General features: G+C 46.0%; 28 protein-coding genes. 13 read left to right on the top strand and 15 right to left on the bottom strand.

The genetic code is table 11. From position 1 onward, the window contains the following. Positions 1-8 precede the first annotated feature (8 nt). Entirely contained in the window at positions 9-368 is a 360-nt protein-coding gene (locus QXT17_RS07590) for a hypothetical protein (RefSeq protein WP_148681949.1), read from the top strand. Here QXT17_RS07590 and QXT17_RS07585 read toward each other — a convergent pair. Then, entirely contained in the window at positions 311-793 is a 483-nt protein-coding gene (locus QXT17_RS07585) for a hypothetical protein (protein ID WP_020961960.1), read from the bottom strand. The two genes, QXT17_RS07590 and QXT17_RS07585, sit on opposite strands and share 58 nt — an antisense overlap. A 145-nt stretch (positions 794-938) precedes the next feature. Here QXT17_RS07585 and QXT17_RS07580 point away from each other — a divergent pair, with 145 nt between their 5' ends. The 5 genes from QXT17_RS07580 to QXT17_RS07560 all read left to right on the top strand — a co-directional run bounded on the left by QXT17_RS07580 (position 939) and on the right by QXT17_RS07560 (position 5440). Next, the gene (locus QXT17_RS07580; protein WP_020961959.1) at positions 939-2132 is read left to right on the top strand and encodes a pyridoxal phosphate-dependent aminotransferase; all 1194 of its coding nucleotides are present in this window, start codon (positions 939-941) and stop codon (positions 2130-2132) included. A 70-nt stretch (positions 2133-2202) separates the two neighbouring features. Continuing rightward, positions 2203-2727: a Rab family GTPase gene (locus QXT17_RS07575; RefSeq protein ID WP_020961958.1), complete on the top strand. Its 525-nt coding sequence runs from the start codon at positions 2203-2205 to the stop codon at positions 2725-2727. Positions 2728-2789: 62 nt separating this feature from the next. Continuing rightward, positions 2790-3530, top strand: a complete 741-nt coding sequence (locus QXT17_RS07570) for a hypothetical protein (protein ID WP_020961957.1) — start codon at positions 2790-2792, stop codon at positions 3528-3530. Further along, positions 3530-4363, top strand: a complete 834-nt coding sequence (locus tag QXT17_RS07565; RefSeq protein ID WP_020961956.1) for a hypothetical protein — start codon at positions 3530-3532, stop codon at positions 4361-4363. The genes QXT17_RS07570 and QXT17_RS07565 overlap by 1 nt, the downstream gene beginning before the upstream one ends. Positions 4364-4372: 9 nt before the next feature. Further along, positions 4373-5440, top strand: a complete 1068-nt coding sequence (locus QXT17_RS07560) for a hypothetical protein (RefSeq protein ID WP_020961955.1) — start codon at positions 4373-4375, stop codon at positions 5438-5440. A gap of 1 nt (position 5441) precedes the next feature. On the opposite strand, the gene QXT17_RS07555 is transcribed toward QXT17_RS07560, so the two are convergent. Next, positions 5442-6293 (bottom strand): NAD(P)-dependent oxidoreductase, encoded by an 852-nt coding sequence (locus tag QXT17_RS07555; RefSeq protein WP_020961954.1) that lies wholly within the window; start codon positions 6291-6293, stop codon positions 5442-5444. A gap of 65 nt (positions 6294-6358) precedes the next feature. Between QXT17_RS07555 and QXT17_RS07550 the strand changes: the two genes are divergently transcribed. The 3 genes from QXT17_RS07550 to QXT17_RS07540 all read left to right on the top strand — a co-directional run bounded on the left by QXT17_RS07550 (position 6359) and on the right by QXT17_RS07540 (position 9539). Beyond that, the gene (locus tag QXT17_RS07550; protein ID WP_020961953.1) at positions 6359-6622 is read left to right on the top strand and encodes a hypothetical protein; all 264 of its coding nucleotides are present in this window, start codon (positions 6359-6361) and stop codon (positions 6620-6622) included. A gap of 112 nt (positions 6623-6734) precedes the next feature. After that, positions 6735-7805 (top strand): TIGR04084 family radical SAM/SPASM domain-containing protein, encoded by a 1071-nt coding sequence (locus QXT17_RS07545; RefSeq protein WP_052885493.1) that lies wholly within the window; start codon positions 6735-6737, stop codon positions 7803-7805. A 78-nt stretch (positions 7806-7883) separates the two neighbouring features. Further along, positions 7884-9539 carry a TIGR04190 family B12-binding domain/radical SAM domain protein gene (locus QXT17_RS07540; RefSeq protein ID WP_020961951.1) on the top strand — a complete coding sequence of 552 codons (1656 nt, stop codon included), beginning with the start codon at positions 7884-7886 and terminating at the stop codon, positions 9537-9539. Here the strand turns inward: QXT17_RS07540 and QXT17_RS07535 are convergent. Beyond that, entirely contained in the window at positions 9529-10599 is a 1071-nt protein-coding gene (locus tag QXT17_RS07535) for a TrmB family transcriptional regulator sugar-binding domain-containing protein (RefSeq protein WP_020961950.1), read from the bottom strand. The genes QXT17_RS07540 and QXT17_RS07535 overlap by 11 nt on opposite strands. Positions 10600-10681: 82 nt before the next feature. Further along, a complete protein-coding gene (locus QXT17_RS07530) occupies positions 10682-11635 on the bottom strand; it encodes a thiamine-phosphate synthase family protein (RefSeq protein WP_240366761.1) in 954 nt (317 codons plus the stop codon). 190 nt (positions 11636-11825) lie between these two features. Between QXT17_RS07530 and QXT17_RS07525 the strand changes: the two genes are divergently transcribed. From QXT17_RS07525 to QXT17_RS07515, 3 genes are read left to right on the top strand one after another with little or no spacing between them, the layout of a single operon-like run. Further along, positions 11826-12410 carry an ECF transporter S component gene (locus tag QXT17_RS07525; RefSeq protein ID WP_148681948.1) on the top strand — a complete coding sequence of 195 codons (585 nt, stop codon included), beginning with the start codon at positions 11826-11828 and terminating at the stop codon, positions 12408-12410. Next, positions 12407-13996, top strand: a complete 1590-nt coding sequence (locus QXT17_RS07520; RefSeq protein WP_148681947.1) for an ABC transporter ATP-binding protein — start codon at positions 12407-12409, stop codon at positions 13994-13996. The genes QXT17_RS07525 and QXT17_RS07520 overlap by 4 nt, the downstream gene beginning before the upstream one ends. Further along, positions 13993-14700 carry an energy-coupling factor transporter transmembrane protein EcfT gene (locus QXT17_RS07515; protein ID WP_020961946.1) on the top strand — a complete coding sequence of 236 codons (708 nt, stop codon included), beginning with the start codon at positions 13993-13995 and terminating at the stop codon, positions 14698-14700. The genes QXT17_RS07520 and QXT17_RS07515 overlap by 4 nt, the downstream gene beginning before the upstream one ends. Here QXT17_RS07515 and QXT17_RS07510 read toward each other — a convergent pair. The 9 genes from QXT17_RS07510 to QXT17_RS07470 all read right to left on the bottom strand — a co-directional run bounded on the left by QXT17_RS07510 (position 14697) and on the right by QXT17_RS07470 (position 21509). Further along, a complete protein-coding gene (locus QXT17_RS07510) occupies positions 14697-15461 on the bottom strand; it encodes a PH domain-containing protein (protein ID WP_342783030.1) in 765 nt (254 codons plus the stop codon). The genes QXT17_RS07515 and QXT17_RS07510 overlap by 4 nt on opposite strands. A 36-nt stretch (positions 15462-15497) precedes the next feature. Then, complete coding sequence (locus QXT17_RS07505; protein WP_052887037.1) at positions 15498-16019, bottom strand: ECF transporter S component; 522 nt, start codon at positions 16017-16019, stop codon at positions 15498-15500. Between the two features lie 26 nt (positions 16020-16045). Further along, positions 16046-16474: a hypothetical protein gene (locus QXT17_RS07500; RefSeq protein WP_020961943.1), complete on the bottom strand. Its 429-nt coding sequence runs from the start codon at positions 16472-16474 to the stop codon at positions 16046-16048. A gap of 10 nt (positions 16475-16484) precedes the next feature. Then, a complete protein-coding gene (locus QXT17_RS07495; RefSeq protein WP_020961942.1) occupies positions 16485-17192 on the bottom strand; it encodes a purine-nucleoside phosphorylase in 708 nt (235 codons plus the stop codon). Between the two features lie 31 nt (positions 17193-17223). Next, a complete protein-coding gene (locus tag QXT17_RS07490; RefSeq protein ID WP_020961941.1) occupies positions 17224-18006 on the bottom strand; it encodes an FkbM family methyltransferase in 783 nt (260 codons plus the stop codon). After that, positions 18006-18725, bottom strand: coding sequence for a purine-nucleoside phosphorylase (locus tag QXT17_RS07485; protein WP_020961940.1), 720 nt, complete (start codon positions 18723-18725; stop codon positions 18006-18008). The genes QXT17_RS07490 and QXT17_RS07485 overlap by 1 nt, the downstream gene beginning before the upstream one ends. 21 nt (positions 18726-18746) lie before the next feature. Then, complete coding sequence (locus QXT17_RS07480; protein ID WP_020961939.1) at positions 18747-20093, bottom strand: amidohydrolase family protein; 1347 nt, start codon at positions 20091-20093, stop codon at positions 18747-18749. A gap of 101 nt (positions 20094-20194) precedes the next feature. Continuing rightward, entirely contained in the window at positions 20195-20725 is a 531-nt protein-coding gene (locus QXT17_RS07475; protein ID WP_020961938.1) for a hypothetical protein, read from the bottom strand. A gap of 352 nt (positions 20726-21077) precedes the next feature. Next, positions 21078-21509 (bottom strand): hypothetical protein, encoded by a 432-nt coding sequence (locus QXT17_RS07470; RefSeq protein WP_020961937.1) that lies wholly within the window; start codon positions 21507-21509, stop codon positions 21078-21080. Between the two features lie 832 nt (positions 21510-22341). Here QXT17_RS07470 and QXT17_RS07465 point away from each other — a divergent pair. Then, complete coding sequence (locus QXT17_RS07465; RefSeq protein WP_020961936.1) at positions 22342-23085, top strand: hypothetical protein; 744 nt, start codon at positions 22342-22344, stop codon at positions 23083-23085. Here QXT17_RS07465 and QXT17_RS07460 read toward each other — a convergent pair. Together QXT17_RS07460 and QXT17_RS07455 are read right to left on the bottom strand one after the other, a co-directional pair. After that, positions 23082-23990 (bottom strand): type II restriction endonuclease, encoded by a 909-nt coding sequence (locus tag QXT17_RS07460; RefSeq protein WP_020961935.1) that lies wholly within the window; start codon positions 23988-23990, stop codon positions 23082-23084. The genes QXT17_RS07465 and QXT17_RS07460 overlap by 4 nt on opposite strands. After that, positions 23987-24979: a DNA methyltransferase gene (locus tag QXT17_RS07455; protein WP_020961934.1), complete on the bottom strand. Its 993-nt coding sequence runs from the start codon at positions 24977-24979 to the stop codon at positions 23987-23989. Before QXT17_RS07455 ends, QXT17_RS07460 begins: the two co-directional genes overlap by 4 nt. Positions 24980-25278 lie beyond the last annotated feature (299 nt).

Raw genomic sequence — 25278 nt, 5'->3', positions numbered from 1 at the left:
TGGACGACGTGGGTCGTGACGTAGAGAACCTCATGAAAAAGCTCCTAAAACAAAACTCAAACTATTTTTCTAATGGTTCACTTAACAGTGAAGGTCGTAAAATCTTTGAAGAGATGGCCCGAATGCTTGTCTACGAGAAGCCTTATCTCAAAAAAAGAATCCGAGAAATAAGGAAAAAAGGAACATTCGAAGACGTACTGAAACTGGCAGAAGACATTCTCCCACAGGAGGAACTCATAAAAATAGCAAAGGGATGGTACACTGGACCCTATACAGAGTCCCCAGATATAGATGACTCCCTTCTCAACTCTTATCTTTTCTCTCCGGTTGACAGGTCTACTGGTAGAATGCCTTCGAGTTCAAAGTAGAATATTTTTGCATTCTTGAATGAGATGTATTTGACTCCTCCTTCTTCTTTAATCTCGTAGCTCAAAACTATCTTTGAAGGTGTCTCTGTCAACCCACTTTTCTCATATGTCTCAATTATTTTCGAAGCAGCTCTCCTCCACTCCTCCAAGCTCTTATCCTTATTTACTCCGCTTTGCTTGATCTCTTTAGTTAGTATAGCATAGAAGGCTTTCCGCAAGTTAAATACAGCGCTTCTTGAGCTCGGGCTTATAGGGGTCTGTATTGTATTTAGCTGTGTAGCGATCTCGATTGTTTCTAGGAATTGCCTTAAATTTCTCCCCAACTGCTCGATATATATTCTTATTTGCTCTGGAAACTTTTTCTCTTTGATGCCCGACTCAATAGATGCTAAAATTTCTTGTACGTTTTTGACAAGGGTCTCCATAATTTTCACCTATAAAATTTAATGCAAAAATATTTATAAAGTTTTATTTGATATACAACTAGTTAAAAAATCTTTAATTTTACCTTTGCGTTGATGCATACCCGCGAGGGAAAACAATTAATATACATTATCAAAGATATATCTCGTGACTCCACAGGCATTTCGGGTTAGTAGGGCTTCTTCTCAGTTTGGAGCAGAAGAAGCCTTTGTTTACCTTGCAAAAAGCCTCGAGTTAAAGAAGAAAGGCGTAGACGTAATTTCCTTCGGGATAGGACAGCCGGACTTTCAGCCCCCTCCCCACGTGTTGGCAGAAGCCAAGAAAGCGATGGATGAGGGATTCAACGGTTATGGACCAAGCCTTGGAATGCCAGAGCTAAGAGAAAAGATTGCCGACTTCGTCTCGCAGGAATATGGAACCGACGTAAAGCCTGAAGAAGTGGCAGTAACTGTTGGAGCTAAGTCTGCAATCTTTATAGGGATGATAACACTTCTAGAGCCCGGAGACGAGGTCATAATACCCGACCCCTCATATCCACTCTATGAGTCTGTCGCCAGATATATAGGGGCCAAACCTGTTTTTCTAAGGCTCCACAGAGACAATAATTACAAGATAACCTTCCCGGAAATAGAGAAGCTGGTTACAGACAAGACTAAAATGATTGTCCTAAACTACCCCGAGAACCCCGTAGGCACAACTATAGATAGAAGAGACATAGAGGAAATAGTAGACTTCGCTTCAAAGAAAGGAATAGTTATTCTCTCAGACGAGATATATGATCACTTTGTATATGAAAAGAAACACTTCTCGACTCTCCAAACAGCTAACTGGAGAGAAACAGTTTATTATGTAAACGGCTTCTCCAAGACCTTTGCAATGACAGGCTGGCGGCTAGGCTACGTAATCACCAACAAAGACCTAGTCTCAAAACTTTCCGTCGTCGCAAATAACATTTACTCGTGCCCAGTAACCTTTGAGCAAATTGCCGCGGCACGCGCCCTAGACTATGGGCTGGACTGGTTCAAAGAGATCCTAGAGGGCTACAAGAGAAGGAGAGACTTAATATACCAGGAACTATTATCGATTAAGGGTGTCAGGACAGTAAAGCCAGAGGGCGCATTCTATATTTTCCCAGACTTCACCCAAGTCATAAAAGAGAAGGGGCTGAAAAACGAAAGAGAACTGGTCGACAGGCTTCTATACGAGAAGGGGGTGGTAACTTTACCCGGCACAGCCTTCCCCAAAGATGGAGGCATAAATCATCTTAGATTCTCTTTCGCCGTGCCCGAAAACGCGATAAGAGAAGGCATAAAGAGAATAAAGGAATGGGTGGAGAGCTAGAATAAATACCATATTCCAAGGAATAAATTTTTATTCAAAAACTAACATTATTCCAAAGGATATCTAGAGAGTGATTACATTGACAATTCCAATTAAGATCTCCCTATGCGGTCCCGGAGGCGTGGGAAAAACAAGCCTTGCAAGATACTTTACTGGACAACAATTTAACCCACAAGAAAAATTAACAGTAGGGATACAGCATTTCTTCAAGAAGCTTGTTCTAGATGGTAAAGAAATCTCGGTAGCTATATGGGATCTAGGCGGAGAGCACAGGTTCCGTTTCTTGGCCCCCATGTTTCTGAAGGGAGCAAAAGGCATTATCTATGTGTTTGATCTTACACGCGAAGAAACTTTTCTTGAGATTGAAGAGTGGAGAAAAATAAGTGAAGGAGTTGTCGGAAACGTTCCAAGCATACTCGTTGGAAACAAGGCGGATTTAGAGGAGCTTAAGATCGTGCCGTATTCCTTGGCTAGAGAATATGCCCGCTCAAAAGGCATGCTAGAATATTTTGAGGTTTCAGTAGCGAAAGGAATAAATGTTAATGAGGCATTTATTTTTTTGTTAAAAAACATTATTGAAAGAGGGAGTTTATGAGCAAACAGGGGATGGTTCGGGTATTTAAAATAAGATGTCCTACTTGTAATACCGTCGAAACCGTGGAAGTAAATGATAAGATTTTGATTGATGCGCAGAGCAATCCTTTAGGGCTAGCCGGGGTAGCCTTTCCACATGATAATCATGTGCTGATTGTGTATGTCGACAGAAATGGAGAGGAAAGAGGAACAAGGGTGTTCTCCCTTTTACAGCCAGTTGCAAAGGGTTTTTACCAAGTTAAAGTCCCCGACGAGTGGCTAAGAGGCCTTAGAAACATTGCCGGTTTTACAGTTGAAAGCAAAAGAATAAATTACCGCATAAGTGGATACCTGAGACAACCATCAAGTAGCATCAAGGTTTACAAAGGAGAAACTACTCTCGAAGTCGACTTTGCAAGAGACATTAGCTACCAGCAAGCAAGATCATGGCTAGAGCTTTTAGCCGAGGCGCTCGATACATCCTTCTCATTCAACCAGGCAGACTACGTAAACGCGATAAGGCTCCTAGACGTACTCATAGAAGAGAAACCCTTCGAGTACATTAAGCAGGTCTTCTGGCTCATTACTAACGCTTCAAACATAACGGTAAAAGTACACGAAAGAGAAGCCATGCTGGCACGTAAATACAGGCCTATGATCCTCTTCGATAAACACAATGGAGGATTTATCAACAGGGTCATGGAAGTATCAAACACAAAAGTTTCTCAACTTCTCGGTCTGGAAAACCCCCAGATTATTTATTCATATATTGAAGCCCTTCTCTCACTTCAAAGAAGGAAAATAATAGACTTGGTGGTAGAGTAATGTCATATCCAGAGGTTTTCCACGACATCGCTGTAACACTGCTTCCTGAGGCTTTGGCAAACTTCAGAAAAACATCTGCACCCCAGTTGCTAGACCTAGCTAGCATCGAAAAGCTACTTCCATCTCTTGTAACATCGGCAACTACACGTCTAAACAATGCACAGCTAGGAATAGAGCATAAAGAGTTCCAAGAAATCTTCCAATATGGAATAACGGCCTATTCAGAAGTTTACCTTGAAGGAGACTGGAGACCATACCTCCTTTTTGCCGAACTTTTCAATAGAATGGCTATTGTGGAAAATCTCCAAGAATGGGCTCTAAACATCCTCTCCGTCCCGCAAAGCGCCGTCGCAGTCGAGGTTAACCCAGTTGCTCCAATAATGCTTGCAAAAATGAATTCACGTTTCAATACAAATAACCATGTATTAGCTGAAAGATGGATACTCCAAAACACAATATTCAAAGAAGCCATAGAAGAATACAACCGGAAATACAATTTAAATCTTAAAGCCTTTACCTTGGAAACATCTGAGCAATTTTCATCATTGGCAACAAATGTAGATATATTTGTTTCATCATCCCTGGAAGCCATGAGCCTCGGTTGGAGAACTGTCCTGGATTTAGCCGTAAAGCTGCTCAAAAGACGTGGAACCCTTATAGCGATGTTCCCAGACAACGCCAGAGAAGGCCTGAGAACCCTTCTAAAGATATGGAAGATACCAGAGTATCCACCCCTAGAAAAAATACTCAGAGACCTGCAAGACGCACGTTTCACACAAATACGATACCATGCCCAGGGACCCTTTACACTTATATATGCACAGAAAAGGTAAAAAGACTTAATGCTCGTAATATACATACCTGACCCAAAGAGGGCATCACCTGCCCCTATAGCAATAAGCGACGAGTCTGTATTCCACAAGATACTTCTAGACGAAAACCTCACACCAGTGAAATGCTACGACAAGAACGGTTTAAACAAACAGTGCCCCGAGAAACTCCTAGAGGCGAAAAAACAAGACGTATTTATAGTTGGGGGCATTGTGGCCGAAGACTATTCAGCTAGGCTAGAACTTCCCTACATAGATGAAAGAATAATAAGGCTACATCCCAACTTTATACCAGGAAACCTAGACTCCTTACTCGAAGCGGTAATGAACTCAACAAAGCCAGAGCTAGCTAAGCCATATGCCCAGGACACTTTTCTAGCAGTTATACCGGGACAACATGTATCAAAAAAAGCATTTGCTATTGCCTACGCTGGGACACTAACACAAACAGAACTGGATGTAAAAATGGAAGCTGTCCTCGATCCACAACTCAACAGTCGCGTAAAACTATTGAAAAAGTGGAACCTGATAGATCGGTATGAAGACTGGCTAGACATACCATGGCAATATGTCATTGCTCCTGGGAAAAACATGAGAAGATTACTCGAAATAATGATTGAGAGACCCGTGGCAAGAATGCCCAAAGAAATCCTCGCAAATAAATACAGGTCCCCCCATGATTTTCTAGACGATCTGGAAAGCTGGGTAGCTAAGGCTAGGCTTCCCTTTGAGAAAAAAAGAGAAGTCCGCAGGCTAGTCGTCTTCATAGACGAGAACCTCTTCAAGGTAAACGGCGGCTATCGAGCCGTAGTAGTAGCCAAGAATACCACTAGGAGGATAATTGCACGGTGGTACTTCAACCAGAAACTCGAACTACAGGGCTTTGACGGCTTTCCGCCGGAAGCTGTACGCGACACTGACCTCGAAGTCTCCGTAGGAAATGTCCCCAGAGAGGTTCAAGCGAGGATTCCAGCGCAGCTTGCTTCCTTTATTATAAGACAAGCTGTTCTCTCCCCAATAAAGATTGAGGACTACATTGGGCTTAAAATACACAGGTGGGTCGAAATTGCAGAAATCTAGCCTACTTGGAGCCTAAGAACTTGTAGATTCTCGTATAGTCCTTGTCGCCTAGCCTCCCCAATTTGGAGGCCTCCAAGAATATCTCTGCAAGCCTCGTTGTTACTGGCAGTGGTTGGCCCCTGTGATACCCCGATAGGACAGCATAAAAAAGATCCTTCGTAGCGAGCTTCATTTGAAAGCTAGTGGGGGTCGATTCGTCTAATAGCCTGTGTGCATATCTATCCACGATTACTTTAAGCCATAGTTTACTCGCAATTTCCAGAAACTCGTTCTCGCCGACGTCCCAGGATTTTACCAAGAGCAAAGCCTCGGCGAGAGACTCTAGAGCCATAAAATACATACTGTTTAGCGCCAGCTTTATTGCCGAGGCCTTTTCAGGACTGCCTACATATACATGTTCCTTGCAATACCTTCCAGTCAAGCCGCTGACCTGCTGAAACGCTTTTTCGCTTCCACCCACAATACAGAGGCAGTCTCCCTTTTCAACATTTGTGGGATTACCCATTACGGGTACGGCTAGGTACTCGGTTCCGACTGCAATAGCATTTTCGTAGGCTTCCCGTGTATGTATAGGCGAAACTGTGCTGTGGTTCACAATGATTTGGGGCTTCCCATGGCTGAAAACCTCTTTAAGGACGCTTCTAGAAGCCTCGTCGTCGGCAACCATGATAAAAATCACGTCCGAGTTTTCTGCAAGCTCCTTTATGCTTCCCGCGATCCTAGCTCCATAGTTGGCTAGTGGTTTAGCTTTCTCAATAGTCCTGTTCCAAACAGTTATTTCGTTGCCTGTTCCGGCGAGGTGGCGGGCCATTGGGAAACCCATTTGACCTGTGCCAATAAACCCGATCCTCATGTTGTCTCATAGTTATGGATGCTAAAATATAAATTAATCCATTTGTTTAACGATTGGAGAGAACCATGAGAGTAGAAGAGGCAGTTGACCTAGTAATGAAGACGCTACAATTCAGGGGATACGATGTAACAAAAACAGAGGAAGAAGGAGAAAAAACGCTGATAATCAAGCTGGGAACAAAGACGGCAAAGGTAAGGTTCCACGAGGAAAAAGGAGAAGTGATCGAGCTCCACCTTAGATACGAAAACGTGCCCGGCGTAACAATCCTCAAGTGCGAAAGACATGATGCCTACATGAGATGCATAGAGGATCTTTTAAGCCGCTTCTAGGAGAGAAAACACTGCAGCGAATTTTTCTAGAATAAAATTATTTGCTGAATGGTTATATCCTCTTACTGCTACGGGTCTAGGAACATAGAACATCAATGGTGAACCCCTAAATATGCTCTACATAGTGCACACGACTGGTCAATGCAACCTGAAATGCGCTTATTGTGGGGGAAGCTTCGACCCCAGAAAAGTGCCTTGGAAAATACAATACAACCCTGAGTATCTTAAAAGGTTTATTGAGAAAGACCCCGAGGCGGTCATTGCATTTTATGGTGGCGAGCCGCTTCTAAACCCTGAATTTATAATGTGGGCGATTGACAATGTCAAAGTGAAACATTTTGTCATTCAGACAAACGGGACGATTCCCAGGAGTCTTCCAAAAGATTACTGGCTCAAGTTCGATGCAATACTCTTGTCTATAGACGGCAGGCCAGAAGTTACAGACAAGTATCGCGGAAAAGGGGTCTACGAAAAAGTAATATCTACCGCAGAGTGGCTAAGGACAATAGGTTTCACAGGTGATTTAATAGCAAGGATGACTGTGACAGAGGATACAGATATTTATCTAGACGTCATGCATCTTTTATCATTGAAACTATTCACCCATGTACACTGGCAGCTAGACGTTGTATGGAGCGACAGATGGAAAAACTTCCAGCAATGGAGGGATGCGTCGTACCTTCCCGGGGTAAGGAAGCTGGTTGATGTTTGGGTTGAAGAGATGTCGAGGGGAACAGTACTTGGAATTGCCCCATTTAAGGCTATCATAACAAAAACATTCATTGATAATTATGCCGCTCCGCCCTGTGGGGCTGGAGTGAATTCTTTCTCGATTTTAACTGATGGGAGGATTCTTGCCTGCCCCATAGCTGTAGAGGAGAAATGGGCAGAGCTGGGAAATATTTCTCAAGGCAAACTTAGCCCCGAGTCTGCTCCAAAAATAGGTGAACCCTGTATCTCCTGTAGCTACTACAGGTATTGTGGTGGAAGGTGCTTGTACGCATACATGGAGAGGCTTTGGGGCGAAAACGGCTTCAAAGAAGTGTGCAAAGCAACTATAGGCCTCATAGATTCCCTTCTAGAGGCACTTCCAACCATAAAAAACTACTTAAAAGAGGGGAGAATTACTCTAAAAGACATTCTTTACCCTCCTTACAATAATACGGTCGAAGTCATTCCCTAAAGCCTGAACGAAATCTAGTTTTCTATTAAGGAAAAATTTTACAAAAAACTAATATTAACCTAAGGGCTCCATTTTTCTGTGAAGCACTTAGACTTGGCTCTCATACATGCACCAAGCGTATACGACTTCAGGAAACATACCTACGTAAATTATGGTCCCATAAGCGACGTTATACCATCTAAACCTATCTTCGACATGTATCCTGCGGGTTTCTTCTCGCTGGCTTCATACCTAGAAGAGAGAGGAATAAAGACCGGCATATACAACATCGCCGCTAAAATGGTGAACGATCCCAATGTAGATGTAGCAAGGCTGATCCGTCAAATAGACGCCAAAGTATACGGTATAGATCTCCACTGGCTGGTTCATTCCCACGGTGCCCTTGAAGTTGCAAAGCTAGTTAAAGAAATCACGGGGAATCCAGTTGTTCTTGGCGGCCTCTCATCCACCTACTATTGGCGCGAGATACTAGAAAACTATCCCTTTGTAGACGCCATTGTCCTTGGCGACACAACCGAGCCCATATTCTACCAGCTTCTTCAAAAGCTCGAGAAAGGTCTCCTAGAGGAATTGAAGGAGATACCTAATATAGCCTACAGGACAAAAGACGGGAAAATAAAATTCACAGGCTTAAAATACGTCCCAGCAGAACTCGACGAGCTTCGCCCCAAGTACGATATAGTCGTAAAAGTTATGGTCAGAAGCGGGGTTACCCTCTCGCTTCCATGGAGCACATTTCTAAAGCACCCCGTCACGGCTGTAATAACCTATAAGGGGTGTACCTACAACTGTCTAGCATGCGGGGGAAGCCACTTTACCTATAGCGTAATCTTTCAAAGGAAAAATCTAGGAATAAAGAAGCCTGAAACCCTTTTTGAGGAATACAAGGAAATAACCGAGAGGTTAAAGGCGCCAATATTTTTTGTCAACGACCTCCAGGTTCTAGGAAAAACCTACATAGAAAAGCTAACGAAGCTCCTAAGTAGCGAAAAACAAGACCTGGAAGTATTCTTCGAATTTTTCGTACCCCCACCGAGAGAGGTCTTGGAACTTATGAGGAAAGCCAGCGAAAGAGTTTACCTTCAGATCTCGCCTGAATCTCAGGACGAAGAAATAAGAAGACACTACGGTAGACCCTACACAAACCAAACACTCAAAACCTTCCTAAGAAACGCCAAGCAACTAGGCTTCGAAAGAATAGACCTTTACTTTATGATAGGCCTACCCGGCCAGACAGTTGAAAACGTAAGACCAATTGGAAGCTTTTTCGAGGAGCTCTGGCAAGAAGCCCCAAACACCGTTGATGCCTTCGTCGCCCCACTTGCACCCTTCGTTGATCCTGGAAGCATAGCTTTCCACAAATCGGCAAAATATGGATACAAGCTATACGCCTATACCCTGACAGACCACCGGAAACTGCTTCTTGCTAAAAACTGGCACGAAATGTTAAACTATGAAACCCAGTGGTTGACAAGACGAGAAATAGCAGAAGCAACATACAACGCTGTTGAAAGCCTAGCCAAGAGCAAGCACAAGGTTGGACTCATCGACGACGAATACTATGCCGCAGTTATTCAGAGCATAAGTCTGGCGCGACAAATGAAAAAAGCGGGGGTCTTTGACTCCAAGGAAACCCTAAAAGAAGAGGAGCTCTACCCAATGAAGAAAATTGTACTCTCCTACTTGACTCCGCGGCTAGCTTGGGAAATAATAAAGTACAAATTTACTGCTTAGATCCCTCATATATTTCGAAAAATTCTCCGGCAACCTCCTCTACAATAGCGTCCAGTCCACCAACTCTAACTATTCCAGAATCAGTCTCAACCTTGAAATGGGCAAATCCTGCCGGAACGTCAAGCACCGCATCTATTATGTTTCCATCTATTTCGACTCTTGCGCCAGTATCTATCTCGTAGCCCTTAACCTTCAGCCTCAATTTCCTGTTCTCGAGGAGAAGCTTCTTTGTCTCATAGAGGGCCATCCTGTGAAAAGTAAACCTCCAAGGCAACTCGTAGTCCTCATCAACTATCACCTTAGCGTTTACCCATCTATTCATAAAGTCATGCGAAAGGTAGTCTGTAAGCGTTCTTTCCTCGATAAGGTACCCATGCCTAGTTGGAAGAGTCGGGCGAGCCTTAAGAACGCCTCCCCGTTCAGAGTCGACAACAATTACCAGGTCTCCGGAAACAGCAACTCTGAGCTTCTTTAGAAACGGCATGTCTTCCAAGATAAACTTGGCTCCCCTCTCGCCAAGAGAATATGAAAGAACATACACGCGGACCCCACGGTTTATAGCATTCTCGATCTTCTCGCTGAGGAGATGTATGAACTTTATATCGCCCATTATCAAGGCATCCGTAGTAGCAGTGTCTAAAAGTTCTGCCATCCTGTTCTTAGCTACCTCCGGCTCCCGTATAATCCACACGCCGTACTTTTCCTCGGGGGATGGTCTCGAAATTGACTGCATATAGGCTAGAGCCTTCTTCGCCAAGACATCAAAATCTTTCAGAAAAATATTCAGCAACAATTGTGGATCAACAGCCCTATACTTCTTAGGCCTGCCGCCCAGCTCTTCGATATACCCCTTAGAAGACAGCCTAGTCAAGGCAACGTGAATCTGGGGCCTATGCTTAACCAAGTGGTCAGATATTTCAGGAGCACTCATTGGACCCTTCTCAAGCAACAAGAGGTATAATTCAGCCTCAAGACCAGTTAGACCCAGGAACTTCAAAAGTTGAACAGCCACATCCCTAGGGGAACCCGCATCCAACGTTCCAGGACCCCTTTCACCCATACTTCTTCATTCCTATATTCTGTTAAACAAGTATTAATATTTAATTGTCATAATTCTAAGAATAAAAGTAAATATAGATTAATCATAGATTCCCTAGACTTTTCCCATATTTAACTGAAACCGCATAGTAAAGGTCACCAAGAGACACAGCCAAATTCGCTACCTCTATCGCCCGGTTACCAAAAAGATAGACAACACTTTCAATATTCGTCCCACCAACATCGACCAGTGCCCGGCAGTCAGGACACTTCTCGAGCAAGTCGGCAGCCGCAGAGGCAGCTGGATTTGCTGAAGGATAATCCTCACTACTAAACTCCTTGAATGAAATACCCATACTTATGAGTGACTCGCGGATGACCTCATCATATCTGATATTCATTACAGCTCTAAATTTCCCGTTGATAGACAATAGGATTCCGCCCAGATGCCTGCTAGCGCCAAACTCTGGCCTCCTATACAAAACTTCATTCGTCTTTGAACGTGAAATCCTTCCCGGAACTGCGGCCACGTCATATATGCTCTTGGCGCCAGGAATAGCAACAGCAATATTGCTCATAACCTCCGGTATCAAGAAACCAAAATACTCGGACGAAGACAAAACTAATAGGGCTCTCTCTAGGTCGGCCATCACCAGACCACGGCTGACATCGAGTTCTGGGTAAACAACCTTGGTACAAATAAAGCACTCGCTCTTACGCCACCCATACCTTTCATGGGCCTTACACGCGTCTCCACTCGCAGCCACAAGCCACCAATACCTATTGGCCAGATATCCAGCCTCATTCAAGTTGCCATTATACAGCAGTTTCGCTATCCTCTTCGAGACAGCCTTCAGCTCCTGCTCAGCCAAATCCAGACCAGAAACCTTCTCACTGTGAAAATACTCCTTATTAAGAACCTTGCTGACAGCCGCCTGAGTAACACCAGTGAGACGAGCAATATCTGTCTGAGACATGCCAAGCCTTCGAAGCTCGAGAATCAGTAGTTTCCTGAGATAAGGAATAAACACATTAGATGCAACTGTCTCAGGAAACATCAAAATCCTTAATAAGAATTGCATTTAACTCAGTTATAAATCTTACGACGAGAAACTTTTAAAGGTAATCTATAACTCTGTTATGTTCTCATTTACCTCAAAACTCGGTTATAAAGAAATGAAATAACTTCTTCTTAAATGGTGGAAAGTGCAAACGTTAAGCATATAAATCAGTTTTAGAAAATAAAAAATGATGAACGAAAAACTAAGAATTGAAGAGCTGGTACTAACAGCGGCAACATCAGCAGTCATAGGAGCAATCTTTCTCGTCTGGTCCAACATCGTCTGGGACGCCACAAAGCTACTTCTAGGCTTATCACTCACGCCTATAATCTATGGCGTATGGTTCATCGGAGCAACAATCCCAGCATATATCATCCGCAAGCCCTACGTAGCAGTTCTAGGCGAGCTTCTCGCAGCTATACTTGAACTCTTTTACGGGTCACAATTTGCGTCCACAGTCCTCCTGTATGGCTTCATGCAGGGCCTAATGAGTGAAGCAGTCTTCTTCCTTACAAGATATAAGAAGTGGGACTGGCTTACAATGGCACTTGCAGGAGCAGCCCCAGCCCTCTGGGCTGCTCCTGCCGACACAATTCTCTACGGGATAACTAACCCCCTGACGCCCGAACAGAGAATCGTCTTTTGGTCCCTGTATTTTGTAAGCGGCGCGATATTCGCAGGGATACTTGTAAAGGCGATACTAGACTACGTGGCTAAAAAATCCTCGCTACTCGACGCCTTTGCGGTAGGCAAGTCGGTGAAAAAATATTGAGCCTAGTTGAAGCCCAAAATATAACTATTTTTTACCCCAATAACGAGAAACCCGTCGTAAAGAATATTTCTTTTAGCATCGACGGGGGAGAATGTCTTCTACTGATGGGTCCAACTGGAAGCGGGAAATCTACCTTGCTCTTAACTATAGCGGGCGCTATACCACATCATATACCTGGAAGGGTCGAAGGAATTCTAACTGTTGCTGGAAAAAATGCCCTAGAGGTCGGGATGCTCGGGCTTGTTGGAGACATTGGTCTCCTGTTCCAGGACCCAGAAATACAGATAGTAATGCCGATAGTATTCGATGAGGTGGCCTTTCCACTCGAAAACCTGAAGACCCCTAGAGAGAAAATAATCAAAAGAGCCCAGGAAGCACTAGACAAAACCTCACTTGGCAGTTTCAAGGATTACCCAACAGATATACTTTCAACGGGACAAAAACAGAAACTAGCCCTGGCAAGCATAATGGCAATGGATCCAAAAATCTACCTCCTCGACGAGCCGACAGCACACATAGACCCCAAAACGGCAAGGGAAATATACAGCGAGCTCTCACAGCTAAAAAGGAACGGCGCGGCTATAATACTAGTAGAACACAGGATAGAATATGTCCTCGATCTCGTTGACAAGATACTATACATAGACAATGGCCAAGGAATCATGGCACAAAACATGGAGGAACTCATAGAGAAAGTAGGCCTAGAAAAGCTCCTAGATTCGGGAGTCTGGATACCTGCAAGCTACCTCCCCAGCTTAAACACAGAACCCCAAAGCATCAACCCTACAGTAGAAGATGCAGACCCAACAGTCCAAGCAAAGTCCCTACAGGTACAATTAGGCGGAAAAATTATCCTGCACGACATAGACTTCACAGCAAAAAGAGGGGAAACAACTGTCATAATAGGTCCCAACGGAAGCGGTAAAACTACCCTCCTCAAAACAATAGCAGGCCTCATAAAGCCAAAAAATGGCCAGATAACAGTGCAAGGAAAAAAGCCCTCACCCACCAGTGTAGCCTACGTTACACAGATACCAGACCACCAGTTCACAGAGAGAACAGTCGAAGAAGAAATCAGAAGCGTTGTGTCAAATGGATCCAGGAGGACCAGTCTCGACCCCGAACAGGCACTGAAAAGATTTGGTCTAGAAAAGCTCAGAGACAAGGTTGTCTACGAGCTAAGCCAAGGAGAGAAAAGGCTCGTATCCTTACTAGAAATGATCCTCTTGGACAGGCCAGTATACCTCCTAGACGAGCCAACCTTTGGCCTAGACCTAAAATACAGCCTCCTCGTGTTAAAGAACATAGAACACCTGGCAAACTCTGGGAAAACAGTAATCCTAGTAACACACGACTCATGGCTAGTAACACTCCTACAGTCAAAAATTTATGGGCTGTCCCAGGGCAGAATAGTCTTCGCAGGAAGCCTAGAAGACCTACTCTTAAACAGGGACATATGGCAACGCATAAACTTTGACCCGCCAAGCTTCTTGAAGGAAGCCGAGGATCCAGCTCAGCTAAAAGAGACCCTGCAAGACTACCGTGAAACATTAAAGCAATTGGCGAGGGGTGACCGGCAGAAATGAAAAGCCTTCTCCAACAACTTAACCCGCTCGTCAAGCTCTCCCTATTCCTCATAGGAATCTTTCAAGTAGCCCTAACGGGCAACCCAACTATCGCGTTTTTCCACATAACAATGGCATGCATTTTTCTCGCATATGAGAAGCCAAGAATAACAAAGCCAATATTCCTAGGCATAATTTCTACACTCATAGGTTATACATGGGTAAACTTTGCCCTATACATCTACAACTATTCCCTCACGATTACCAAGGCCCTATCAATGTCCCTAGCCCTAACAGCCAGAATACTAGTCATAATCGAATACTCAATACTCTTCGTATCATCCACAACGCCAAAGTCGCTCGCCACCTCCCTAGCACTACAGCTCAAAGTACCATACATATACGCTTACATGTCCTTCATAACCCTACGCCTTGCACCACTGATACAGAGAGACCTGGAAAACATGATATCCTTCAGAAAAATCAAGGGATACTTCTCATGGAGAAAACCACACCGATACATAATATCCTACGTGTTCCCGCTCCTATTCCTAACAGTCAAAAGATCACTAGCGATTGCAATCTCGATGCAGGCAAGAGGCTTCGGTAAATACCCTGACAGAACATACCTGGAAGAAACCAAAATTTCGAGAAAAGACCTATACTTCTCTATCTTTTACATCATTTTCCTAGTATCTACCCATTACCTCTCGACATTATTCTAGCATCCATTAAGTATATAATCCCTCACCCTGTCAGGATTCTTTACGCCAAATATACAGTTCCAGGGCTTAGCTAACACCTCCCTAACAGCCCTCCCACCCCCAACTATAGTTCCTAGCCCCTTCCTAGAAGTTGCCCCACCGCCCAAACTATAGGTCTCGCCGAGGCCCAGCTGGCTAGGCGTAACAACGACCACGTGGCCAAAGCCAAAGAGCCTGCCAAGCAACGGCTTCACAACAATAACGTCGCTAATCGCGTCACCACTAACATACCTCTCGACCCTCCTCAAAAGACCCCCAGACATAGCAACACCCCTATGAGACACAGAGTATCTGTATGTCTTACGCTGGGCATCTACTAGGAGCATCCATGCAAAAGAAAAAAGAGCCAAAAACAAGACCCTCCCAGCAAGCCCCAGGCCAATACCTAAATTAACCCGGACAGCCTCCACAGCCAGATACGCGAATACCTCGAAAACAAGAACCCAAATATCCAAGGCAACAACCCAAACCAGCAATCCCAAGAGTAATGACAAGAAAACCCCTCCAGCATATATAAGGGCATCGAGAGTCGGCATGTCCGGCCAAATCTCACGTAAAACAAAAGAAGCCACTCCTGACACATCCCTAAGAAAGTCGCCCGCGAACCAGCGGAAAACGGCTACCAAGCCAAGCGAAGCAAGGGGAACCAGTGCCCTGGCATATTGTCCAAGATAAGAGATTCTAGTGGGACTCCCCTCCCAGCAAAAAGCCTCTCTACTCACATCAATATAGAGGAAAAAGAAAAATAATAAGTCTTGTTATCCCAGGATGACTTCCTGAACTCTCTTGATCACAGCTATTTTCTCAAGAGGCTTTAGCAACAGCGAGGCAAGAATTATTGATACAAGGGTCTGTCCAAACACGTCCCTGATAAGCGAGGCAACAGCAGGGGCAAGCCCTTTAACATACACATTTACAACGAAATACGTAAAACTCATCACTAGGCCTCCAATCACCATCATCATCAGTTGCACCTTGAAGCTTTTCCTAGCACCCATCCCCACGATAAACCCCTCCAGGCCGTGGGCGACAAGTGTCACATACCACCTAGGATAACCCACCAAAAAGTCGGCAATCACTGGACCCACTAGGCCAACTATAAGGCCAACTTTGGAGCCGAAAAGCAGGCCTGCAATAAAGATAATGGTGTCACCTACATTGGTGTATCCTCCCGTTGGCGAGGGCAAGGCGAGTCCAGGCAAATATGTCAGGACTGTTGTTAAAGCCGCGAAGACCGCGGAAACAGCTATAACTAAACTGCTCTTGCTCTCCTTACTCACGTTATCATAATTTTGAGGGGAAATTATTAAGTCTTATTCAGTAGTCTTTGAATCTTTGACAAGTACCTAGCTACTTTCACGGCTTCGGGGCTGACCTCTAGAGCTTCTCCCCCCTCGATCACGAAATGCCTGACGTTGATCTGTCTCCCGGTAACCTTCCTAGCCTCCTCGACAGCATGGTGAAGCTGGATACAGTGCGGAGAACCGTCAACAGTCAAAACAACTACCTCCTCCAGGTCGACCCTCGCAAAAATAGATGCAAGCTTCAAAGCCACAACATTGAGATGCTCCGCCTCGAGACACACGCCCAGAGCCACACGTCCCTCACTAAACCTTGACAATATGTCCGGGTACTCGTGGAATATACAGCTACCATAAACCAGTAGCCTCCGCTTCTCGCGGAGCTCTCTCCCAGCAACATTAAACTCAGTAAGGCGTCTATAAGTTAGAGACATCTCTATGACCTCATTTCAGCTCGGCAAGCACGTCCAAAATGATCCTAGCCCCGGCTAGAAGCCTATCCTCTAGTTCCCCCTCAGAGATCATCCTCTTTCCTGGGTACAATATGTTCCCGTTAACCAAGAGAACCGATGAGCTCCTAACACCCCTCAGGCGCGAAACAGCGAAAAGAGAAGCGCACTCCATCTCCACGCTCACAGCCCCAAACTCGCTCCACCTTTTTACAACCTCGGGAGTCTCGGCATAGAAAGCATCACTACTCACAACGGGCGCCGCCCACACACGGAGACCCCTACCCCTAAGAGACTCGCTCAGCCTCCACGTCAACTCGAGGTCAGGCGCAGGCGAGACACAGAGATCCCCAAAATACTGCTTGAATAGCCCCCCGGGATGATAAAAAGCGGAAACCGGCACTACGAAGTCTCCCGGCTCGACGTTTTCCCTTATGCCGCCAGTCGTCCCATAGCGAACCAGGAAACGGCCGCCCAGCTGGATAAGCTCCTCAAAGACAATTGTTGCCCCGGCACCGCCCATACCATGGGTAGCCACAGTAACCTCTCTTCCCCTCCAGAAACCGTTGTATGTGAGTAACCCACGGTTCTCGTTTACGAGCCTAGCGTCCTCTAGAATGCTGGAAATAAGCCTTGCCCTCCCCGGGTCCCCGACAACGATCACCCTATCGGAAACCCTTTCTGCACGTATATGGAAAGGCATACCCTATAACCCCACAACACACATATAGGTTTTACCTCCGCGTCCACCCATACACAAACACTTGGCCCGGAGCATCATAGTCATAAAACGTGGCGACACGGTACCCTTTCTCTAGCAATCCCACGATCCTGCTAGGAGAAGAGTAGGGAGGATGAACCTCTATAATCCACCTCTCCACCCTGTCTGGGGAAACAAGCTCCCTAGAAGAATAAAGAACACCCTCCTCTGCCCCCTCTATGTCCATCTTCACAAGTGCCACCCTATCAAGCTGAAACTTCTCAAAAACCTCCCGCAAAGAATAGACCCTAACCCCTACCTCGCCAATCTTCACAGAATAATCATCCACGTATCCAGGCACAAGCGAAGAATTCACACCATTATCAGCCACGAACAGCCTCGCGACGCCACTCCTGACACCAACCGCCCCACAGAGAACCCCACCCCCTCTCACCCCGTTAAGCCTATAGTTAGCCTCTAGATACCGGCAGGCAAAAGGATTAGCCTCCACACCATACACCCTAACATCCCTGTTTTCACAAGCCACCCTCACACTGAATAAGCCCACAAACGCCCCCAAATCAAGCACAGCCCCGCCTGGCTCCACACACGTCATGCAGGGAACCCGCTCATAGTCCCCCAGCAAATAGATGTGCTCGATATTAAGCAGGCTGGCCTCCAGCCACCTCCTAGGAACAATAAACCTGTACCTTCCAAAGGGAATCACGACGCTTTCTAGAGGTAGCTTTCCCCCAAGCTGGGAGAAAAACCGGGCCAGAAAAAAGGATATTTTATTGGTAGGCGAGACATTTGACATTAAACCTTCACGCTTACAACGGCATCAAGCACTGCCCGTGAAGCCTTGTCTACAGCCTCCCTGAGCTCCTCGGCGGTCGCCATCTTCTCGTATGCGTGGCCAATAACATCGCTCACCACGAAGCTTGCACCAGTCTTTATCCGCCTGTGCCTCCCCACGAGGAACAACGTTGCGGCCTCCATGTCTACAGCAATCATGCCCCTCGCAATCCACCTATTCAAGTACTCGAGCCCAGAATAGAAATTATCACTGCTGATCACGGGGCCCAAGTGGAACGTCAAGCCCAGCCTGCTCGCACTGTCGACCAGCGCCTTTAGAACCTCGTAGTCCGGGACAGCCGCCATGCACTCACCTGGGCTATAAGTGTTCATCGTGCCGCCCCCGCTATAGGAAGCCCCAGTAGCAATGACAAAGTCACCAACCCTCATCTCTGGCAGGAAACCCCCACAGGTCCCAAACCTCACAATGAGCTTGGCGCCGAGCATTATGAGCTCCTCGAATACAATCGCTGCAGAAGGCGCACCAATCATATGCGTAGCCACAGTGACGTCTACACCCTTATACTTCCCAGTGTATACGAGGAACCCCCTGTTCTCGTTTACGAGCCTGGCACCCTCGAGATACCCAGCAAGCTGTTTAACCCTAGCAGGGTCACCAGAAGCTATGACCCTCGGAGCAATGTCCTCCGGCTTTGCTAAAATATGTAGAGGCTTCGGCATCAAGAAAATCTCGGCAACCCCCTATATTACTTTATCCACGCCAATTATCCTCTCCAGCTCCGGGTCCTCGTCGAGGGCCCTACGCAAGAGAATCCTAGAAGCCGCCTCCGCCTGGTTAACAACTCGCTCCTCGTCCAGGAAGAGGTGCCTCTTCCCCCTCACCACAACCCTACCATTAACAATTACCGTATCAACGTCTCCACTACTAGCCGCATACACCAGGTTCGCATACGGGTTCAGGAAAGGTCTAAGCCTCACACTCGACAAGTCGACAAGCACCAGGTCGGCCAGCGCCCCCCTCCCAATGTAGCCCCCATCCAGCCCAACAAACCTCGCACTCTGCCTAGTAACCATCTCGAGCAAGTCGTAGGCCCTCCACACACTGCTCCTCTCAAACTTCACCCGCTGGCCATAAACGAGTAGCCTCATCTCCTCGAAAAAGTCCGAGTTATCGTTGTAGCACGGTGCATCCGTCCCAACAGCAACGTTACCCCCAAGCTGCCAATAGTCATAAGCATGGAAAGGCGTCCCAGACAACATGTACGTCGAAGGGCACTGGACAACCAGGCTACCACTATGAGCCAGCAAAGCCTTCTCGTTCTCGTCAACATAGTTGGCATGCGCAACAATAGTCCTCCTGCCGAGAAGCCCAAGCCTCTCAACATACCTCACAGGCGTATACCCGGTCTCCTCCCTCACAACCCTAAACTCCCTAAGAGTCTGCGCCAGGTGCATGTGCAGGAAAAGATTCCTCTCACGGGCCAGCTCGCCCAGATACCTCAAATTCTCCCGCGTAACAGTGTCGGGCGCATGTGGAGCCAAAACTGGAACAACAAGCTCGTGCCCAGACCACCTATCAACAAACTCCAATCCAGCCCTAAGCTCCCTCTCCCCAGTAAACGGGCCGTCACGATCCATATACGTGTGCCCAAGCAGCCCCCTAACCCCAACCTCGCTCAGGGCCCTGGCAACATGGTCCATAAAGAAATAGTGGTCAGCAACAAGCACAACACCACTCTTAACTGCCTCGAGGCCACCCAAAAGAGCAAACCTGTAAACCGTGTCCCCGTCCAGGCTACGCTCAAGAGGCCAAAAAACACGATAAATCACGTCCCCCACATCGCTAGCAAGCCCCCTAAACCCAGCCATCGCAACATGCGTATGCATATCATAGAAACCAGGCAAAACCAGCTTACCACGACCATCAACAACCTCGTCCGGGCTACCAAACCCGGACACAAGAGACCCATAATCACCCACAGCCACAATCCTATTATCCTGTATCAGTATCGACTGCCTCCTCAAAACAGTCCCAGCACTATCCATCGTCAAAACAGCCTCAGCATCACGGACAACAAGCAGGCCCATACACATCCACACACAAAACAAAACTTTAAAACTAACGCGCCACAAACAAGCCCACAAAACCCAAAAAACAAAGCCCAAAAACCATCAAACAGCCAAAAACCTCACCAAATATACATAAACCAAGTCTTCGCATGAGGACGAGCCAAAGCCATCAAAACCACATAGCCATCACCGCGAAACTCCACAGAAGTATAATTCCTGCCGTCAATGCTCACATCCTCGCCCTTCTCAAGATCCTCTTTGAAGAGCTTCTCAAGAAGCCCCTTCAACCGCTCAACCAGCTCCTCCCTAGAAGCAACAAAAAAGCTCTCGTACGGGTCCCAAGGCATACCGTACCGGTAAACAACATAGTACCCAATATCACGGTTGCTCCTCACAACCTCCTCCCCGCTAGTCCGCCTAGCCTCGACAACCCAAAGCCTAACAACGATAACCTCCCGGGGAAAACCACTAATCGAAACAGCAGTATACTTGTCAAGCAGAGAAACAGCAAAATCAAGCGCCTCCCCTAGGTTCCTTGTAATCTTGAAACGCTCAGACATTGTCTTTAAAGCCTCATCGCCCTCGATCATCTCGCTAATAAACTTATCAAGCCACTCCTCCGGAATAGTCTCCTTTTCCTCACCGCTCACAACTACAGCATAACAAAAACAACTATAAATTTTTTGCTTTCCCCAACAAGATAATCAAAAAACATAAACAAAACAAGAAAATGTTTTTAATTTATCCAAGCCCTAAAGCCCAAAAAGAAAAATACTTTAAGACTTAACCTTCCACTTCTTCCCTACATCTACCACTGTCGAGTTCCCAGAGTATACAACAATCTAGTCCGGCTCACCAGGCCCGTAGCTAAGTCTCACCCTTTCTCCCATAAATTCAACAACAAATAATGACCCCGAAATATTCAAAGCAAAACACGCCAACCCAGGCATGTCGAGCAGAATTAGCGCGCGCTATACCGGAAACACCTGGTATGAAGAAAAACTATTTTTCCCAAACCAAACGACTCAACATAACCGCTTTTTCGCGGTCATAAAAATGTACAAAGTTCAAGGAACGAACAAGAAAGTACAAAATGGCGACAACATATCTCCGCACTTCGTCCAGACTTCCAGAAATCTCAATAATAGTCCTTTCACCTTCATCCTTGTAATGATAAACAACTTGTCCCTCTTTACGAAAAAGATCCCAATCTAACTCTGCTACCCTGCCTATGTACTTAAAACGGACAATAAAATCATTCTCACCATACTCCTCACCCTCTATCCAGATCTTAAACAACCTTTCCGTATATTCATTCATTTCAACTAAGTTGACAATGAGTTGTCTAGGCTCCGTCGCTCTAGAAATCTCCCTAAGAATGGACATCATATTGACTATCTCAAAGGGGATCTGAGTCTCATCTACCTTCTCCACTTATTCCCTCAAAGCATTCATTAATGCCTCAGGATTCATCACAAAAATTATTACATAATTAGCTACATAAATGTTTAACTAATCCAAGACACATAGGCATTAAAATCAAAAAAAGGCTCAAAGATTATTATAACACTCTTCTTTTTAAAAATAACGTTTCCAAAAAACCTTACATGTTTAAATAAACGTATTGTTTAAAATAACGAAGCCTCCTTTTATCTTAAATGTTAGCCTTTTAAATAACAAAAGTAATTTTACAAATGGAGCGAACAAAACATAACCCTCAATGAATATCAAAACAAGGTGAGAAAGTCAGTAACGGAGAACCCGTAACACAAAACTCATACGACAGATATCATAAATCGTATACTGTAATCCGTAATACGAATTACAGAAGAATTATAACATAACACATAATTTAAAATAGCTAAATAAAGGAAGAAAATTTACCAACACATTGGAAAAGCTCCTGGACAAGGATAATTTTGCTCCAGTTCGTTGAGTTCTCCAACAAAGACCAAAAGTCGAAGCAAATTTCTAAACCATTCTCTTGGGTACCTTCTCAATTGCGAGATAAGTTATCTACACCATATTTATTATCTATGCTCCCGCTAGCGCTCCATTTCCCATACCCACACTCCGGTTCATCTATTCGCAGGGGCGGTTGCATGGTTTAACCCATCTATATTGGTTCCTTGTGTCTTTAAGTGGTGCTTCTAGACCTAGCCGTGTTGTGCATCAAACTATGTGACCTTCCTAATTGCTCCTTTGTTCAATGCACATTTTCCCCGCACGCGAAACAGATTTATTCCTCAACTTATCTGCCTTATGTATGCTTGAAGTATATGTTCACCCAAGGTGCTCTGAGTCATACCACGTGTACACAATCTTAAAGGCGGAGGGACTGCTGGGCCGGATAAATTTTCTAAATGTCGAGAAGGCCCCCTTCCATGCCCTAGAGAAGGGCGTATTCGGTGTGCCAGCTTTCTCCATAGACGGCAGGGTCGTGTTGCAGGGGTACTTTGAGGACGACGAGGTCAAGTCTCTCGTTGCAGAGGGCAGGATCTATGTTGAAAGCCTGGAGGAGGCCTACGCCCGGCTACTCAAGAGCATTTACCACTCTTTCACTGTGGCGTCTGCCGTGTACCTGGCTGGGGATCCGTCCATAATTTTGGGGTCTGAGGCTTACCTTATGTCTGCCAGTGGCGCGTATTTTGTTCCGGAAGGCGGAAGCTTCCCGAAATACGTTGCTGAGAGGCTTGGGCCAAGCGTCTTCCCGGAGCTGGAGAGGGACCTGCTGAGGAACATTGCGGGCAACTTTGCCCGGGACCTATACTGGCTGTTTGGAGAGGCTCCCTCGAGGACAATGGTCGAGGGGCTTGGCGAGGGATTCTTTTCTGCGTGGCTTTTTTCGCGGGCGAGCATTGGGAGGGTGTTTGTGCCGCAGTCCTTGGCGGGGCAGGGCGTGAGGGAGAGGGTGTCTAGGGCTTGGAGCTATGTCCTTGGCGTAGTGGACAAGGCTGGCCAGCGCGTGGTGGACGAGCAGCGGGGGATTCCGGCCGGTTGGCTTGGCTAGGGCTGTCGAGAATTGTTCTTGTCAGATAAAATGTGCTCGATTAGCTTGTCTATTTTTTCGCTGGCAATGTTGTAGTTCAATAGGAAGTCGATTTCCTTGGCGACTTGGTTGATTGTGTTTTCCATTGATTTCCATGCCCTGCCGTCGGTTATCCAGATGAAGTATATGTTCTTTTGTTGGATTTTCTTTTGTAGGTCTATGTATGAGTTTGCCGTTTCGATGGGTTTGCTTCCTGTTTCGCTGTAAAAACTGCATTCGATGATTACTTTGGGTTCTCCCTTATAGTATATGACAAAGTCAGCGTTCTTGCTCCTAGAAATTTTAACGCTCTTGTCGTTCTTTTTAATCCTAAGGTCTTTGATTCCTGCTAGTTTCCTATTTAGTAGCAACTCGACCAAGTTCTCGAATATCTTCCCGCTACGGTTTTTTCGCGCATTTGTGTCTAGTCCGACTTCTACTCCTAGTAGGTAGGCGTATAGGTCACTTATTTCCGCGAAAAGGTCTAAGATGCCTATGTTCCTGCAGAAGTGGACGAGCTCCTCGGCTTCTTTGGGGCTTAGCTTGCGTTCTTTAAAGTCAAATACTTTGTAGATGGCTTTTTCGCTTATCTCTAGGATGGGTATGCTGTTTTCTCGGACAGCGATAAGTAGGGGTATGACCTTGATTGTTTCGGGGTATCTTAGGAATATATCTTTGAGCTCGCTTTCTCTTTTCTCTTTTTCTATCTTTGTCAAGGCGTTTAGGAGGCAGATTTCCTTGACATAGCTCTTTACGTTGCTTCTGACCTTGTCCCAGTCCACGAAGTATTCGTATGTCCAGTTTGTCTCGAGGAGTGTGTCTAGGAAATGCTTTAGATACTCTTCCTCTGTATTGAAGCCTAGGAGCTGGTATCTTACCAGTTTCACCACCACTTCATGCTGTCTCTGTACTTTTCTATGTCCTCGCCTTCGGCTGGCTTTCTAAAAACGAATAAGTGCTCATGTGCTATTAGGTAGAAGTCTGTCCAGTGTTTTTTGTTTTCTGGCTTGTCTATCCAGTTTTCTTCGCTTGTCTTCGCTAGCCGGGCCCACTTCTTTTCGGTTGTCTTTGTGTTCCACTGTATCTTGATGATGTCTTCCCTCAGTATGAATCCAACCTCGAGAAACTGTTGCATGACTCTGAATGCTATGGGTACGTAGTGCCTGTGCCTCCTGGTGTCGCCTATGAGTATCGCGCAGTACCTGCCGGGCTTCAGGACTCTGAAGCTCTCCTTGGCTACTTCCCTTATTCCCTGCAGGTACTCCTCCAGGCTGTAGACTTGTGATAGGTCTCCCTCAATTCTCTTGGCTTTAGAGTACGAGATTATGTTTGCGTAGGGAGGATGAGTCGCTATAAGGTCTATGGATTCATCTTCGATGAGGTTCAGGTTCCGGGCGTCGCCATGATAGACCCTTATCTCTGGCTCCCTGTAGTCTGGGTCGAGGGGCCTATAGCTGAAGTTGAGACGGTCCATGGTGAGCATGACTGCCTCGTAGTTTATGTCTACGCCTATGGCGTTTCTCCCAAGGAGCTTGCTTTCGACTAGTGTTGTCCCGCTTCCACACATCTGGTCGAGGACTGTCTCCCCGGGCCTGCTGTATCTAAGTATGAGGTTTCTCGGTATCTGTGGGGCCCAGTTCCCCCTATAGTCGCCCCTGTGCGTTGCCCAGTCGCCCCTGTCCGGGAAGGACCACACGGTCGTGGTCTCGAGGGCGGAGTCGTCTGGCGCGTACTTCTCGATCCTGTGGGGTTTCCCAATGGGGATCTCCTCGTCCTCTATGCGTACGGTTCTATGTGTCTTGATGTATTCTAGGTACTCTTCCCTCGTTACCAGCCTCATCGGTATATATTTTTCCTGCCTGGCTCTAGCCTCCATGCCGATCCACTTTCTCCCAATATATTGTAACGTGGCTAAATAAATATGCTCACGTATTTTTGTCCATGGTTCCGCATGGAGGGCTGTGTGGCTATCCCCTGTGGTTGTAGAGACATTGGGCTGATCCATGTTTCGCTAGGCTTTTTGAAATGTTGTGTTGAAGATTTGCTTGTTAAATGGTTTTTGCGGCCGGGGTTTTGGCCGGGGGGATTGTTGTTTTTGCCGGGTGTTTTTTGCCGGGATTTTTCCCTGGGTTTTTGGCGCGACGCTTGGGACTGTTTTGTAGATGCAAAACTGCA

It is taken from the genome of Thermofilum sp., assembly GCF_038871435.1.
In the GTDB taxonomy this organism is placed as follows: domain Archaea; phylum Thermoproteota; class Thermoprotei; order Thermofilales; family Thermofilaceae; genus Thermofilum; species Thermofilum adornatum.
Note: the sequence above shows the minus strand (reverse complement) of the source record. Positions and strands in the feature narration are given on the sequence as shown.